The organism is Mesorhizobium sp. M2E.F.Ca.ET.209.01.1.1 (assembly GCF_004010375.2).
Classification (GTDB): Bacteria; Pseudomonadota; Alphaproteobacteria; order Rhizobiales; family Rhizobiaceae; genus Mesorhizobium.
Window position 1 is genome coordinate 442668 of sequence record NZ_SADP02000001.1, and the last position, 13926, is coordinate 456593.

Genomic DNA, 13926 nt, shown 5'->3' on the forward strand with positions numbered 1-13926 from the left:
GATGGCCGCGTCGAAAAGGAACAGATATTTCACGCCAACCAAGCCGGCGCCAGAAGGCCTCGCCCCTGCCCTGGCGCGAAACATTGAGGCGCTGATCGAGAGGCGAAAACGCGAAGCCAAAGCCGCAACGCTGGAGGAGCGCGCAGCCGCAGCGATCAGCGGCTTCGCCGGAAGCATGGTCTTCGTCTACTTACACGTCGCCTTCTTCGGCGGTTGGATCGCCCTCAATGTGGGCATCCTGAGCTCCGTAAGACCTTGGGACCCATCACTGGTCATCCTGGCCATGTTCGCCTCGGTCGAGGCCATCTTCCTCTCGACCTTCGTGCTCATCAATCAGAACCGAATGGCCGCGGAGGATAATTCCAGGGCAGACCTCGATCTGCAGGTCAGCCTGCTTAACGAGCACGAAACCACCAAGCTCATCAAGCTGGTGGAGGAGATTGCCAAGCGTCTCAACATAGATACCGACGCGGATCACGAGATCAAGGAACTCAAGCGCGATGTGGCGCCGGAGGCAGTCTTGGACAAGATCGAAGAGGTGTCCGACCGTCAGCCGCCCGAGTGACAGATCACCAAAAGCTAAACGTTACTGAGTTGGGCTAATCAGAGGATAGGCGCATGTTCGACCACATCGGCTTCAACGTCGGGAATTTAGAGAAATCGCTCGCCTTTTACAAAGCAGTGCTGGCACCTCTCGGTCTTGGCGTGCTGGAATCTGGCGAGGGCTGGGCCATGTTGGGCGGCTACTCCGGTCGTCTCTGGATCGGGGCATTCGGTCCTCCTCCTGGACCCATCCACATGGCGTTCCGCGCCGGCTCTCGGGGAATGGTACACGCGTTCTACGAGGCAGGCCTTGCCTCCGGAGGTCGCGATAACGGCGCGCCTGGCATTCGCACCCAATACGCGCCGGATTACTTTGCAGCTTTCTTGCTCGACCCGGATGGGCACAATGTCGAGGCCGTAACCTTCGTCGCGGAAAATTGAGCTGCGCGTTCTGCGCCCGTGAGCGCAGGAGTCCGTCGGTACCGAAATCTTCCCAGCCCCTTAGGCGCGACGTAGATGCGAAGCTCAGCGGCTTAGCACCAAATCGAATTGGCGTTGGAACAAACGCTTCGCCCCTCTGTTTGCCTCCAGGCACAATTCAGTGCGTTGGAGGACATCATCTATGAAACTTCGTTTGCTATCGGCCGGGCTCTGCACGGCCGTCGCGCTGGGTTTTGCCCAGCCGGCGCTCAGCGCCGAGAAGGCACAGGATTTCGTTAACAAGGCAGCCGAAGGCGGGATCTTCGAAGTCGAGTCAAGCAAGATCGTCCAGGGCAAGGCGAAAGACCAGGCCGTCAACGACTTCGCCCAGAAAATGATAACCGATCATGGCGCGGCTAACGCCAAGCTGCAGTCGATCGCCGGCGAGCAGAAACTACAGGTTCCCGCGGACACCGATGCGAAGCACAAGAGCGACCTCGAGGCGCTGAAGTCCGCGAACGGATCGGTCGACCAGTCCTACGTGAAGATGCAGCAAGACGCGCATGCCGACGCGGTCAAACTGTTCCAGGACTATGCGGCCGACGGCGACAACGCCGATCTCAAGGCATTCGCGCAGCAGACGCTGCCGACGCTCAAAATGCATCAGGAGATGGTCGAAAAGATCGCCTCCGGCAAAACCGACGATACCACAACCACCAGCACCGCCCCCGCGGCCACAGGCACCGATCAGAACGCATCCGCCCCGGTGCCCGGAGCCAATAGCTTCACTGAAACGCAGGCGAAATCGCGCATTCAGGATGCCGGCTTCTCGAATGTCAGCGCGCTGACGAAGGACGACCAGGGTATCTGGCGCGGCACCGCCGAGAAAGACGGAAAGCAGGTAGCCGTCGCGCTTGATTTCAAAGGCAACGTTGTTGCCGGGGCTCAATAACCAAGATTACGAATGGAGTGAAAAATGACGACTGTCACCGGACTTTTCGATGACTATCAGGACGCTGCCAACGCCGTAAGCGAGTTGGAAGCGATCGGCGTGCCGCGAGACGACATCAGCATCGTGGCGAACAATGCCGACAATCGGTATCGACAGGATGAGACTTCAGACGCCGGTGAAGATGCCGCCGCCGGCGCTGGCCTGGGAGCGCTCGTCGGCGGCGCCGGCGGGCTCCTTACCGGGCTTGGGATCATGGCCATCCCGGGTGTCGGGCCCGTCGTGGCGGCAGGTTGGCTCGCTGCGACGGCTGCCGGCGCGGTCGGCGGCGCTCTGGTCGGCGGAGCCGCTGGCGGCATCGTCGGTGCGCTGACCGAATCCGGCGTCTCGGAACGCGATGCGCATGTCTATGCTGAGGGCGTGCGCCGTGGCGGCAGTCTCGTGACTGCCAGAGTGGATGATCGGCTTGCCGGCGAGGCTGAACGGATCCTGCGTGGAGAGCGTGCCGTCAATCTTGACGAGCGGCGTAGCGCTTACGAGGCCGGGGGATGGACAGGATTTGACGCTGCCGCGGAGCCCTATGATGACATTGAGGCTGAACGAGATCGTGTTCGGCGAACCACACCGCTCTAAGAAATGCGGCCCCGTCGAACTCTCGGCGGGGTCTTTTTTTGCCGGGCGAGCGAGGCGCCGGCAATTGGATTGCCCACGTCGGAGCTGAGGAGATGACCCGGATCGCGACCTTCAACGTCAATGGTGTGAACGGCCGACTCCCCGTGCTCCTGAAGTGGCTTCGCGAAACCGATTATGACGTTGTCTGCCTCCAGGAGCTGAAAACGTCCGACGAGAATTTTCCCATCGAGGCAATACGGGACGCCGGCTTCGGCGCTATCTGGCACGGCCAGAAATCCTACAACGGGGTGGCGATATTGGTGCGCGGAAAGGATCCGGTCGGACGCCGCCGTGGCTTGCCTGGCGATCCCGATGACACGCACAGCCGCTATCTGGAGGCAGAGATCGACGGTCTCATCGTCGGCTGCATCTATCTGCCCAATGGCAATCCCGCGCCAGGGCCCAAGTTCGATTACAAGCTCCGCTGGTTCGAGCGTCTCATCACCTACAGCCGATCGCTGTTGGGCGAGCGCACGGTGCTTTGTGGTGACTACAACGTCGTGCCCACTGAGATAGATGCTGCAGTACCCAGGCGTTGGCTGGGCGATGCTCTTCCCCGAAAGCAGGAAAGCTTATGCGCACATGCTGAGCTTGGGCTGGGTGGATGCGATGCGCCGTATCCATCCGGACAAGGGCATATACACCTACTGGAACTTTTCCTATCGCGGCGGCTACGACCGAAGCTCCGGCCTGCGGATGGACCATCTGCTCGTAAGCCCGTCTCTTGCGAAGGGCATTCTGGCCGCAGGTGTCGATGTCGAGACTCGTGGGTGGGAAAAGCCAAGCGATCACGCCCCCGCCTGGGTCGAGATCGGCTGAACCTTTTGCGCTGTCGCAGTTGCAGATAGCCTGCTTGGCAGCGGTCGCCCAAGCCTTATGTCAAACCCTGAAAGGAGTCCTCACGATGCCAAAGTTCGTTACGATCGAATATGGCGATCGGGCCGGATATCGTCGCACGACCCAACCGGCCAGGATGCCGCTCATGAACAGGACGCGAAATTGCGCTCCGAAGGCGCCCTGATAGGGCGGGCGGGGACGCAGGCATAGGTGCGCAACCCGGATGCGTCGGGATTGCAAACACGCGATGCCCGCCCCGGGAATGGCCCGGTCCTCCTTGCCCGTCGATTTGGGCGGCGCTGAACTCGGCGCCGCCCGTTTATCTGCCTACGGTTGTCCCTGACCTCCGCCCGACCCGTAGATGTTTCCGGTTGCGAAGCTTGCGTCATCGGCGGCCAACTGCACGTAGATCGAGGCCAGTTCCACCGGCTGGCCCGGTCGCTCCAGCGCGGTGGTGCTGCCAAATTTCTTGTACTTCTCCTCGGACGCTCCGCCGCTGATCTGCAACGGCGTCCAGACCGGGCCAGGCGCCACACCGTTGACGCGGATGCCCTTGGAGCCGAGCTGCTTCGCCAGCGACTTGACGTAGTTCATTGTCGCGGCCTTGGTCTGGGCATAGTCGTAAAGCTCGGGCGAAGGATCGTAGGCCTGTTCCGACGTCGTGCCGATTATACAGGAACCAGGCTTCAGATGCGGCAGCGCCGCCTTGATGATCCAGAACGGCGCGTAGATGTTGGTCTTCATCGTGGCATCGAAATCCTCGCTCGTGACGTCGAGGATGGATGGCTTCGCCTGCTGTCTTCCAGCATTGCAGACGACGATATCGAGGCCACCGAGCTGCTGCACGGCGTCAGCGACGAGCCTCTGGCAAAAGCCCTCGTCACGGAGATCGCCTGGAAGCGCCACGCCGGTTCTGCCAGCATCGCGGATAAGCTGAATCACCTCGCTCGCGTCAGGCTCTTCGGAAGGATAGTAATTGATAGCGACATCCGCTCCCTCGCGTGCATAGGCGATGGCAGCAGCGCGGCCCATTCCGGAATCGCCGCCTGTGATCAGGGCCTTTCTTCCGGCAAGCCGACCCGATCCCTTGTAGCTGGTTTCCCCATGGTCGGGTTTGGGTTTCATATCTCGTGCCAAACCGGGCCAAGGCTGGGTTTGCGCTTCGAAGGGCGGCTTCGGATACTTGGTGCGAGGATCTTGCATGGCGGGTCCATTCTCTAGAGGTTTGGTGCTTGCTTGCTGGGCATTGGCCGGACCTGCGACGCCGGCCGCTATTCCGACTCCTGCTGCAGCCATGACTTCGCGTCGTGACAATGAATGCGGATGGTCTTTGGTCATTCGGCTTCTCCGGGGTGCGTGAAGCGCCCGAACAGAGCCCAGTCGATTAAGTTCCTTGCTTTCGATCTCGATGAGGAAAAAAGACCGCCGCCATGTCATCTTTTCTGCAGACTTGGGTTAGCGGGCGCATAGGCGGACGGGAGGCATAGCGGTCATCCGCGGCTGTGTAACAAACTGGTAACAAGGGATAAGAAATCAGAATAGATTCAATGCTTTAGCGCTAATTCGAAAGACGCTCTCTCGGCCAGTTCCGAAATGATCAGGGTTTCAATCTCCGATGCGCTGCCTCGAAGGATCGAGGAGGTAGCAGACCTCTGGCTCGATCCACACGTCCTACCTAAGATGCAGTTGTTTGATCTCGACAGTCCCTGCTCGGAAACCGAACCTATCCACTGAAATAGTTTGCTGGTATTTCTGTTGGTAGCAGCTGCGGTTGGCCTACCCCCTAAGCATCTGAAAGCAAAATAGGATTTTCTTTACTTGGATGCCGCCTGTGACACCTCAGCATTTTGGTTTTCATTAGTATCTTCAATAGCTTAACCTGCAACTAAACTCGACTCCACCAACCGGAACCGAACCGACGCCCGAGGCGCATGAGGTCGCAACGGCATTCTGGCCACGCCCCACCTTGCCAATGAAAACACCTGACTCTTTCCGGCTGGCTGTTGCGCAGAAAGAGGCAACCAGTGTCTGCCCTCCGCGTTGGTCATCATGTTCAGCCGGGAAGGTCCGATGCCGCTAACCGCTTTTGCCTCGAATTGCACACTCAAGATGCCTCAGGACGATGACGAGTCCTCGACCGATCGGATGCTCGCTGAGTTGACCAAGGCCTTGGCGGCACATGACGTCGAATGCCAAACGACACGTGCGCTCGCCCACAACATCAAGCCTGGCGTGCTCTCCGATATGGGGGAAGGCGACGACTGGCCGAAGCTGCGGCAAAAGATCCTGGCCGCCGACATCTTTGTCCTTGGCTTGCCAATCTGGATGGGACAGCCGTCTAGCGTTGCCAAGCGCGTGATGGAGCGGATGGACGCTTTCCTGTCCGAGACCGACGACAGCGGACGCATGCCGGCCGCCGGCAAGGTCGCGCTGGTCGCGATCGTCGGCAATGAGGATGGCGCACATCACTGCCACGCCGAATGCTATCAGGCGCTCAACGATGTCGGGTTCACCGTTCCCGCCAATGGCGGCGTGTACTGGGTCGGAGAAGCGATGGGTGACGTCAACTTCGTCGACCTTCCCGGGACACCGGAGAAAGTCGTCAGCATGATCAAGATGGCGGCCTCCAACGCTGCCCATCTGGCCGGGCTCTTCAAGACGCAGAACTATGTCGGTGTCCCTGCCGGCGATTGATATCGCTCGCTTATCGCCCGATGGATGGCGTGCGCGGCTATGGCGCTACCACCGGCAACCTCGCCTGGGGATGGGCCCACGCTCAAACGAGCAACTGCTCGATCCTGATCGGCAGATCGCGGATACGCTTGCCGGTGGCGTGGTACACCGCGCTGGCGACGGCGGCGGCGGTGCCGACATTGCCGAGTTCACCAAGCCCTTTCACGCCGGCCGGGTTGACCGCAGGGTCCACTTCCGGAACCAGGATCACCTGCAGGTCCTTGATGTCGGCATTGACCGGCACAAGGTAGTCCTGCAGGTCACGATTTACATAGCGCGCATAGCGCCTGTCGATCTCGGTCGCCTCTTGCAGCGCCTGACCGATGCCCCAGATCATGCCGCCCATCAGCTGGCTGCGCGCGGTGCGCGTGTTCATGATGCGGCCGGCCGCGAACGCCCCGACAATGCGCGGCACGCGGATTTCCCTGGTGTGGCGGTTGATGCGCACTTCCACGAACTCGGCGCCGAAGGCGTATTTCACCGAATCCTCGTCCTGGTCGCCGCCGTGGAATTCGGGCGTGCCGGCATAGAGTTTCTTCAGCGCATCCGGCGTCGCGCCCTTGGGAGCGAACTCGGCATATTCCTCGATCGCGCCGACCTGCATTGCTTTCAGAACGTCCTCCACCTTTGCCGATGCGCCGCTCTTCGCGACGATCTTTCCGCCGGCAAGCTCGAGTTCTTCATTATGGGAGCCGGCCAGCGGACCGCCTTCCGCGGTCGCCGCGGCGTAAAGCTTGGTACGGATGGCGTCGCAGGCCATGAGCACCGCAGAACAAACGCTTGCCGTGGAGATCGACCCGCCCGAGACCGGAGCCGGAGGCAGGCTGCTGTCGCCCATTTCGACGCTGATCCTGTCGATGCTGACGCCGAGACGCTCCGACGCCATCTGGCCGGCCACCGTGCGAACGCCTGTGCCGATCTCGTGCGAACCGCATTGCAGCCGCACGTCGCCGTCGACCGTCAGGCGCACGCGCGCCGCGCATGGCGCGACGGCAGTGGGGTAAATCGCCGTCGCGCAGCCCATGCCGACCAGCCACTCGCCGTCGCGCATCGCGCCGATTTTCGGATCGCGCTTGGCCCATCCGAAGGCCTCCGCCGCCTCGTCGTAGCACCGGATCAGCGAACGACTGGAGAACGGCTTCTTGCCGATCGGCTCCGTCTTAGGTTCATTGATGCGGCGGAACTCGACCGGGTCCATGCCGAGCGCCACCGCCATCTCGTCCATTGCGTTTTCAAGCGCATAGACATAAGGCGTCTCGGGCGGCGAACGCATGTAACCCGGCGTGTTGCGGTCCGCCTGCACCAGCGAGACATGGGTCAGAACCGAGCCATAATCATACATGCGGCCGGTGGCCGAAGTGCCGCCGACGACATAGGGGTCCGGACGCGACGTCACTTCCCAGCCTTCATGCGCGAAGGCGGTGATGTGGCCGTCTCTGCCGGCGCCGATGCGGATGCGGTGCCGGGTTTCGGCCCGGTAGGTCTGCGTGCCGAATGCCTGCATGCGACTGGTCACGCAGCGCACCGGACGTCCGAGGCGCTTGGCGGCCACCGCGACGATTGCCGTGCGTGGTGTCATCGGCCCTTTCGAGCCGAAGGCTCCGCCGATGAACGGGCTGACGATGCGTACCTTCGCAGGATCGATCTTCAACTGCCTGGCCAGTTCGACCTTCCAGCCGGTCACGTTCTGCGACGGCTCGTGTACGGTCAGCTGGTCGCCTTCCCAGAAGGCCGTCGTTGAAAACAGCTCGATCGGGTTGTGATGCTGCGTGGGTGTCGAATAGCGCTGGTCGATCTTGACCGCGGCATCGGCATAGGCCGCATCGAAGTCGCCCGCCTTCACATCTTCCTTGAACAGAGGGCTCTTTCCGGCGGCAGGGATGGTCGCCGTCCCCGGGCTGTCGAAAGTCGCAGTCGGCTTCTCTTCCTCGTACTCGGCGCGGATCAGCCGCGCCGCTTCTTCGGCCGCCTCGAATGTCTCGGCAACCGCGAGCGCGACGATCTGACCGTCATGGAAGATCGTCCTGTCGTGCAGCGGTCCGATAGAAGTCGCGCCGGAATTGCCGAATTTCGGTTTGTCGACCTTGTCCATGTCGCCATAGGTGACGATGTCGAGCAGGCCGGGCACCGCGCGGGCGTCGTCGAGACGAAGCTTCGTCACTTTGCCCTTGGCAATGCTGCTGGTGGCCAGCGCGCCATAAGCAATGTTGGCGATGGGCAGATCGGCGGGGTAGTGGGCTTGTCCGGTGACTTTCAACCGTGCATCGACGCGCGGCAGCGGTTCGCCCATGTTCTCCTTGGGTCTGGGAGCGGCAGCGTCCATGGTCACGCCTTCATGTCTCGGGTTTCAAGCAGTGCCCGCACCAGCGTTCGTTTTCCAAGCTCGATCTTGAATGCGTTGTGCTGGCGCGGTTGGGCTTGGGCGAAGGCGGCGTCGGCCGCTGCTTCTGCCGATGTCTCGTCGAGCTTCTTGCCTTGCAGGCTTTGTTCGGCCGCGCCGGCACGCCAGGGCACGGTCGCCACACCGCCGAGCGCAATGCGTGCTTCGCGCACAGTCTCGCCGTCCAGGTCGAGCGCGACGGCCGCCGAAGCCAGCGCGAAGGCATAGGATTCACGGTCACGGATTTTCAGGTAAAGCGAGCGCCGGGCCCACGGAACGGCGGGCACTTCGATAGCAGTGATGATCTCGTCGGCGGCGAGATCAGTCTCGATATGTGGCGTGTCGCCGGGCTGCCGATGCAGTTTGGCGAACGGTATGCTGCGCGCCCCGCGCGATCCCTCGGCATGGACCACGGCATCGAGTGCGATCAACGCCTGGGCAAAGTCGCCATGGTAGGTGGCGATGCACGCATCGCTGCCCCCCAGAACCGCATGCTGCCGGTTGAAGCCTTCCATCGCCGCGCAGCCGGACCCAGGCACACGCTTGTTGCATTGCCAGGACGTCTCGCGAAAATATTCGCAGCGCGTGCGTTGCAGGATGTTTCCGGCAAGGCTTGCCATGTTGCGGATCTGGCCGCTCGCGGCCAGCCGCAAGCTGTCGGCAATGACCGGGTAGCGGCGCTTCACTTCGGCGTGGTCGGCAGCCTCGCCCATACGAACCAGGGCGCCGAAGCGGATGCCGTCATCGGTTACCCGGATTTGCCTCAGTCCAGACTCCTTGAGCCGGTTGAGATCAAGCAGGCGGTTGGGTTCCGCCACGCCGAGTTTCATGTAGTCGGCAAGGTTGGTACCCCCCGCGATGAACTGCGCATTCGCTCGCGTGGGTTGATCGTCGTTGGTCGTGAACCGGGACGCGATCGCGACCGCCGCGGAGATGTCGGCAGGCTGTTCATAGACGAACGGACGCATGTCAGGCTCCCTTCGTCTCGTCGCGCGCCTGCAGGATGGCGGCGACGATGTTGGGATAGGCGGCGCAGCGGCAGATATTGCCGCTCATATATTCGCGGATGTCATTCTCGGATTCGGCGTGACCTTCATTGACGCAACCTATCGCCGACAGGATCTGGCCCGGCGTGCAATAGCCGCACTGGAAGGCATCGTGGTCGATGAAGGCCTGCTGCATCGGATGCAGCTTGCCGTCGCTGGAGGCGAGCCCTTCGACCGTCGTGATGTCCTTGCCGTCGTTCATCACGGCGAAGCTCAGGCAAGACAGCACCCGCTTGCCGTCGACCAGCACCGTGCAGGCGCCGCACTGGCCGTGGTCGCAGCCCTTTTTGGTGCCGGTAAGGCCGGCGTGGTCGCGGAGGGCGTCGAGCAGGCTGGTTCGGGTGTCGAGCGAAAGTTCATAGGGCTGCTCGTTGATCCTGAGCGACGTTACGACCGGCTGCCTCAGTTTCGGCTCAGCTGCGACCGGCGTCGCGGCCTCGGCTCGTGAAGCCAGCAATGGCGCAGCCGCGGCCGCCGAGACCGTGCCTGCCATGAACTTTCTTCGGCTGAGACCATTGGTGGACAGGGCTGAGGGCTGTGACATGGCTCTCTCCTGGCTGGCTGGTTTCGTGCGCTAACCTCTCAAAAGAGCCAATGTTCCAAATTGCCGGCCAAAGACTTCGCCACTTCACCGAAGCGTGACTTCGCTATCCGGAAATGGATCGGCCTCCAGGTTCCGCCGCAGGTTGGAACATGCGTCCCGCCCGTGAGTTTTGCGCAGGAACCGCCGCTGCATGCGAAGGGCATCATGAAATCGAAGCTGGTCACTGAAACCCCGGGACAAAGAATATTCGTGGTCGTGCTCGATCCAGGCGAGGAAGCTTTCGCCTCCCTCACGGCTTTCGCGGGGCAGAAGGGAATTACCGGCGCCTCGCTGACGGCGATCGGCGCTTTCGAAAGAGCAACGGTCGGCTGGTTCGATTTCGGCTCGAAATCCTACCGCAGCATTCCGGTCGACGAGCAGTGCGAGGTGCTGAGCGCGATCGGCGACATTGCCGTGGATGACAGCGGCAGGCCAAGCCTGCATTTGCACGCGGTGCTGGGCCTGAGCGACGGATCCACCCGTGGCGGGCACCTGTTGGAAGGCGTCGTGAAGCCGACACTCGAGGTCACCGTGACGGAGTCGCCCGTCCATCTGCGGCGCACGAAACGACCGGGCCTCGGCATCGCCCTGATCGATCTCGACGCGTGAAATCTCGCGCTGCCGAAACCGCATGCTCGATGAAGCGTTCAAGCTTGATGGAAGAACCGGACGTCTTTACGCGAAACGCTGCGGTCGAGCGATATGGCGGATGCCTGTGCGGCAATATCCGTTATCGCCTGACGAGCGAGCCGCGCGTGCATTACTGCCATTGCGATATGTGCCGGCGCGCGACGGGGAGCGCCTTCGCCGTGCTTGGCTGGGCGCCTGTCGCCAGCCTCTCATGGCTGACGATGGAACCAGCCTATCGCCGCTCCTCGCCGATTGCGCGGAGAAGCTTCTGCCAGTCTTGCGGCACGCCGCTTACCCTTGCCTATGACGCCAACCCATACGAGGTCGCGATGCATATCGGGACCTTTGACGATCCGTCCGGGCTTGAGCCGCGACACAATTACGGTTCCTCGCAGCGGCTCGGGTGGGTTTGCTGCGGCATTGACCTGCCGCACCATGACACGGAAGAACGATGGTAGCGGCTCACCGGAGCGACTTCCCGTTGCCATTGGAAACGCCGCCGATGGAAGCGCGAACGGCGGAGGCGTTGCCGGAGGGAAATGGTCCCTGGCAATACGAGCCGAAATGGGACGGCTTCCGCTGCCTTGCCTTCAAGAACGGCAAGGTCGTCGATCTCAGGGCGAAATCCGGAAAGCCGCTTGGCCGCTACTTTCCCGAACTGATAACAACGATGCAAAGCCTCGATGCCAAGGATTTCGTCATTGACGGCGAGATCGTCATCGAGGTCGACGGCCGCGCTTCCTTCGACGCGCTGCAGATGCGGCTGCACCCCGCGGAGAGCCGTATCCGCAAGCTCAGCATCGAGACGCCGGCGCTGCTGATCCTGTTCGACATGCTGGTCGCCCCGGGAGGCAAGATCATGCTCGAGCGACCCCTGCGGGCCCGGCGCGAGGCTTTGGAGGCCTTTCTGTCCAAGGCGGCCAATCCCGACCTCCAGCTGTCGCCATCGACCACAAATGTCGCCACCGCGCGGCAATGGCTGCAAGGCGCCGGCCACGGCTCGACCGATGGTGTCGTCGCCAAGATGCTCGACGAGCCATATCGGCCGGGCGAACGCGCGATGGTCAAGGTCAAGCGGCTGCGCACCGCCGATTGCGTGGTCGGCGGCTTCCGCTATCTGAACGGCAAACGGCAGGTCGGATCGCTTCTTCTCGGCCTCTACAACGACAATGGGCAGCTCGATCATGTCGGCTTCACATCGACCATCGCCAATGAAGACCGCGCGGCGCTCACGGCGAAGCTCGAGGCCTTGCGCGGAGGGCCGGGCTTCACCGGCAAGGCGCCGGGCGGTCCGAGCCGCTGGAGCACGGAGCGCAGCGGTGAATGGGAGCCCGTGAAGCCGGACCTGGTCGTCGAGGTTCGTTTCGACCATGTCACCGGTGAACGCTTCCGGCATGGCACAAGGTTGCTGCGCTGGCGGCCGGACAAGGCGCCGCGGCAGTGCACGTTCGAGCAGATCGCGTAGCCTAATCTATTGAAGACAGCATGGAGGCTCATCTCTTGAACGCGAAGCGGCTTGCATCTGCATCCTCCTTGCCGGCGATGGAAGCCGAGACGATCTCGGACGCGATCTGTGAAAACGTGATTCCGTTTCCGCCGTAGCCCATCACCGCATGTATGCGCGGGTGGCCGGGCACACTGCCGATTATCGGAAGCCCGGTATCGGTGGCTCCGAACGAGCCGGTCCAGGCGAATTCCGCCACCGTGTCGAGTTGCGGGAAGATCGTCCCGAGCTTCTCCTCAAGGCGGTCCGTCTTTTGCGCAATCAGGGCGTCACGCCTCTCCTCGTCGGTGAACTCCTCGTCTTCGCCGCCGCAGATCACGCGACCATCGGATGTCGCCCTGAGATAGAGATAAGGGTCCGAAGCTTCCCAGATCAGCGCGGCGAGCGGCCAGATCTTCTCCGGCTGTGGCCGGGTGGCAATCGCCCATGTCGAGATGATGCGATGGCCGGTCCTCGGCACGATATCGAGCAGCTCGTAGCCGGTCGCAACGACAAGATGGCGAGCATGGATCCTCGGACCGTGGCGCGTCGCCACCGTCACGCCGAGGCGGGTATCTTCGATCGCGATCGCTTCCGCCGGCGCATAGAAACGCGCTTTGCGTTGCAACGCCCTCATAAGCAGTACGGCCGTCAATCTGCGTGGGTCGAGCGCCAGATTGCCATGGCTCAGAATCGCTGCGGCGCGGTCTATCCCGAAATCTTCTCTCAGCTTCTTTCGTGCCAGGAAGGACGCTCCGATGCCCGCCTCACGACGCGCTTCCGCCTCGCGGCGCAGCTCCGTCGCATCGAGCCGATGGCCGGCCAGGTAAAGCGACGGCGTTTCCGACGACCGGCAGCGGATATCGAGTTCCGCGATGCGCCCGCGCAGGTTGAGCAGCGACAGCCGCGAGCGGATCCAGGCCTGCCGCGCCGCATCGCCTCCAATCATCCTGGACAGCCTTGTCAGCGGTTGATCGATCTCGAACTCGACGAGCGCCGTCGTCGCGGCCGTCGAGCCCTTCAACGGCCCACGCCTGTCGATGCAAATCACGGAATGGCCGTCGCGTGTCAAAGCTTCGGCCATCATCGCGCCGCTGATGCCCATGCCGACGATCAGGACATCGGTCTTTGCATCCCGGGTCAGGCGTTCCACCGGCACCGCGGGCGAGCGATAGGCAGACCAGACAGGTTTGCCGCTTCTGAGATCGAGCTGGCGAGGCATGAAAGTTCCCGGTTCGGCACGATAAGTCACAAGGCGCAGTGCTGTTCCCGGGCAGCCGCGCCAACCATCCGTGCTTGGATATGAAGCGGAACAACTGTTTCGGCGAGAGGTTCTTCACTTGAAGCTCAGAAATGGAGAACGTCATGGACCCGCGCGACAAACAGCGGCCTGCAAAGACCGACGAAACCGAAGCGCCGACCATCGAACAGCAGGACTGGGATGCTCTGGAGGGAGGCAGAATCCTGCCTGACAGCGTCGCCGTGAACGGTGACCCGCAGGATGATGCCGAAGCCAAAGGCGACCTTCCGGAAGAGGATGACGACAACCCCTTCCAGGACAGCGACGAAGCCTTGCCCGACGATGAAGAGGAGCGTGTCCTGTCGAAAGACCCTTCCAAGGAAGGCAGCCGGTTCGACGAGGTCTAACGT

General features: G+C 62.1%; 14 protein-coding genes and 1 pseudogene. 10 read left to right on the plus strand and 5 right to left on the minus strand.

Annotated features, from left to right (window positions below):
* The first annotated feature begins 1 nt into the window (after window position 1).
* The 5 genes and pseudogenes from EN852_RS02290 (at window position 2) to xth (ending at window position 3403) form a co-directional block, all read left to right on the plus strand.
* A complete protein-coding gene (locus tag EN852_RS02290; protein ID WP_127864809.1) occupies window positions 2–565 on the plus strand; it encodes a DUF1003 domain-containing protein in 564 nt (187 codons plus the stop codon).
* Between the two features lie 53 nt (window positions 566–618).
* Window positions 619–984 carry a VOC family protein gene (locus EN852_RS02295; RefSeq protein WP_127864143.1) on the plus strand — a complete coding sequence of 122 codons (366 nt, stop codon included), beginning with the start codon at window positions 619–621 and terminating at the stop codon, window positions 982–984.
* Window positions 985–1165: 181 nt separating this feature from the next.
* The gene (locus EN852_RS02300; RefSeq protein WP_127864808.1) at window positions 1166–1915 is read left to right on the plus strand and encodes a DUF4142 domain-containing protein; all 750 of its coding nucleotides are present in this window, start codon (window positions 1166–1168) and stop codon (window positions 1913–1915) included.
* 24 nt (window positions 1916–1939) lie between these two features.
* On the plus strand, window positions 1940–2545 hold the full coding sequence (locus EN852_RS02305) for a general stress protein (RefSeq protein ID WP_127864142.1): 606 nt from the start codon (window positions 1940–1942) through the stop codon (window positions 2543–2545).
* A 92-nt stretch (window positions 2546–2637) separates the two neighbouring features.
* A pseudogene (gene xth / locus EN852_RS02310) lies at window positions 2638–3403 on the plus strand (exodeoxyribonuclease III).
* Between the two features lie 345 nt (window positions 3404–3748).
* Here the strand turns inward: xth and EN852_RS02320 are convergent.
* Window positions 3749–4624, minus strand: coding sequence for an SDR family oxidoreductase (locus tag EN852_RS02320; protein WP_246693043.1), 876 nt, complete (start codon window positions 4622–4624; stop codon window positions 3749–3751).
* 867 nt (window positions 4625–5491) lie between these two features.
* Between EN852_RS02320 and EN852_RS02325 the strand changes: the two genes are divergently transcribed.
* Entirely contained in the window at window positions 5492–6115 is a 624-nt protein-coding gene (locus EN852_RS02325; protein ID WP_127874744.1) for an NAD(P)H-dependent oxidoreductase, read from the plus strand.
* An 82-nt stretch (window positions 6116–6197) separates the two neighbouring features.
* Here EN852_RS02325 and EN852_RS02330 read toward each other — a convergent pair whose 3' ends face one another.
* Genes EN852_RS02330 through EN852_RS02340 form a run of 3 tightly spaced genes read right to left on the minus strand, consistent with a single transcriptional unit; the run spans window position 6198 to window position 10124 of the window.
* A complete protein-coding gene (locus EN852_RS02330) occupies window positions 6198–8477 on the minus strand; it encodes a xanthine dehydrogenase family protein molybdopterin-binding subunit (protein WP_127864139.1) in 2280 nt (759 codons plus the stop codon).
* Window positions 8478–8479: 2 nt separating this feature from the next.
* Window positions 8480–9502, minus strand: coding sequence for a xanthine dehydrogenase family protein subunit M (locus tag EN852_RS02335; protein WP_127874745.1), 1023 nt, complete (start codon window positions 9500–9502; stop codon window positions 8480–8482).
* A 1-nt stretch (window position 9503) separates the two neighbouring features.
* Window positions 9504–10124, minus strand: coding sequence for a (2Fe-2S)-binding protein (locus EN852_RS02340; protein ID WP_127874746.1), 621 nt, complete (start codon window positions 10122–10124; stop codon window positions 9504–9506).
* Window positions 10125–10328: 204 nt separating this feature from the next.
* Between EN852_RS02340 and EN852_RS02345 the strand changes: the two genes are divergently transcribed.
* The 3 genes from EN852_RS02345 to EN852_RS02355 are packed head-to-tail and all read left to right on the plus strand — an operon-like array spanning window position 10329 to window position 12258.
* Entirely contained in the window at window positions 10329–10772 is a 444-nt protein-coding gene (locus tag EN852_RS02345; RefSeq protein ID WP_127874747.1) for a PPC domain-containing DNA-binding protein, read from the plus strand.
* 29 nt (window positions 10773–10801) lie between these two features.
* Window positions 10802–11251 (plus strand): GFA family protein, encoded by a 450-nt coding sequence (locus EN852_RS02350; protein WP_246694144.1) that lies wholly within the window; start codon window positions 10802–10804, stop codon window positions 11249–11251.
* Window positions 11245–12258, plus strand: coding sequence for an ATP-dependent DNA ligase (locus EN852_RS02355; protein ID WP_127874748.1), 1014 nt, complete (start codon window positions 11245–11247; stop codon window positions 12256–12258). The genes EN852_RS02350 and EN852_RS02355 overlap by 7 nt, the downstream gene beginning before the upstream one ends.
* Window positions 12259–12286: 28 nt before the next feature.
* On the opposite strand, the gene EN852_RS02360 is transcribed toward EN852_RS02355, so the two are convergent.
* A complete protein-coding gene (locus EN852_RS02360) occupies window positions 12287–13498 on the minus strand; it encodes an FAD-binding oxidoreductase (RefSeq protein WP_127874749.1) in 1212 nt (403 codons plus the stop codon).
* 143 nt (window positions 13499–13641) lie between these two features.
* On the opposite strand from EN852_RS02360, the gene EN852_RS02365 reads away from it, so the two are divergent.
* Entirely contained in the window at window positions 13642–13923 is a 282-nt protein-coding gene (locus EN852_RS02365) for a hypothetical protein (RefSeq protein ID WP_246694146.1), read from the plus strand.
* Window positions 13924–13926 lie beyond the last annotated feature (3 nt).

Excerpts from the sequence above, each read along its gene's own strand:
- EN852_RS02290 (WP_127864809.1), top strand. The coding sequence starts at position 2 with ATGGCCGCGTCGAAAAGGAACAGATATTTCACGCCAACCAAGCCGGCG.
- EN852_RS02295 (WP_127864143.1), top strand. The coding sequence starts at position 619 with ATGTTCGACCACATCGGCTTCAACGTCGGGAATTTAGAGAAATCGCTC.
- EN852_RS02300 (WP_127864808.1), top strand. The coding sequence starts at position 1,166 with ATGAAACTTCGTTTGCTATCGGCCGGGCTCTGCACGGCCGTCGCGCTG.
- EN852_RS02305 (WP_127864142.1), top strand. The coding sequence starts at position 1,940 with ATGACGACTGTCACCGGACTTTTCGATGACTATCAGGACGCTGCCAAC.
- EN852_RS02320 (WP_246693043.1), bottom strand. The coding sequence starts at position 4,624 with ATGCAAGATCCTCGCACCAAGTATCCGAAGCCGCCCTTCGAAGCGCAA.
- EN852_RS02325 (WP_127874744.1), top strand. The coding sequence starts at position 5,492 with ATGCCGCTAACCGCTTTTGCCTCGAATTGCACACTCAAGATGCCTCAG.
- EN852_RS02330 (WP_127864139.1), bottom strand. The coding sequence starts at position 8,477 with ATGGACGCTGCCGCTCCCAGACCCAAGGAGAACATGGGCGAACCGCTG.
- EN852_RS02335 (WP_127874745.1), bottom strand. The coding sequence starts at position 9,502 with ATGCGTCCGTTCGTCTATGAACAGCCTGCCGACATCTCCGCGGCGGTC.
- EN852_RS02340 (WP_127874746.1), bottom strand. The coding sequence starts at position 10,124 with ATGTCACAGCCCTCAGCCCTGTCCACCAATGGTCTCAGCCGAAGAAAG.
- EN852_RS02345 (WP_127874747.1), top strand. The coding sequence starts at position 10,329 with ATGAAATCGAAGCTGGTCACTGAAACCCCGGGACAAAGAATATTCGTG.
- EN852_RS02350 (WP_246694144.1), top strand. The coding sequence starts at position 10,802 with ATGAAGCGTTCAAGCTTGATGGAAGAACCGGACGTCTTTACGCGAAAC.
- EN852_RS02355 (WP_127874748.1), top strand. The coding sequence starts at position 11,245 with ATGGTAGCGGCTCACCGGAGCGACTTCCCGTTGCCATTGGAAACGCCG.
- EN852_RS02360 (WP_127874749.1), bottom strand. The coding sequence starts at position 13,498 with ATGCCTCGCCAGCTCGATCTCAGAAGCGGCAAACCTGTCTGGTCTGCC.
- EN852_RS02365 (WP_246694146.1), top strand. The coding sequence starts at position 13,642 with ATGGACCCGCGCGACAAACAGCGGCCTGCAAAGACCGACGAAACCGAA.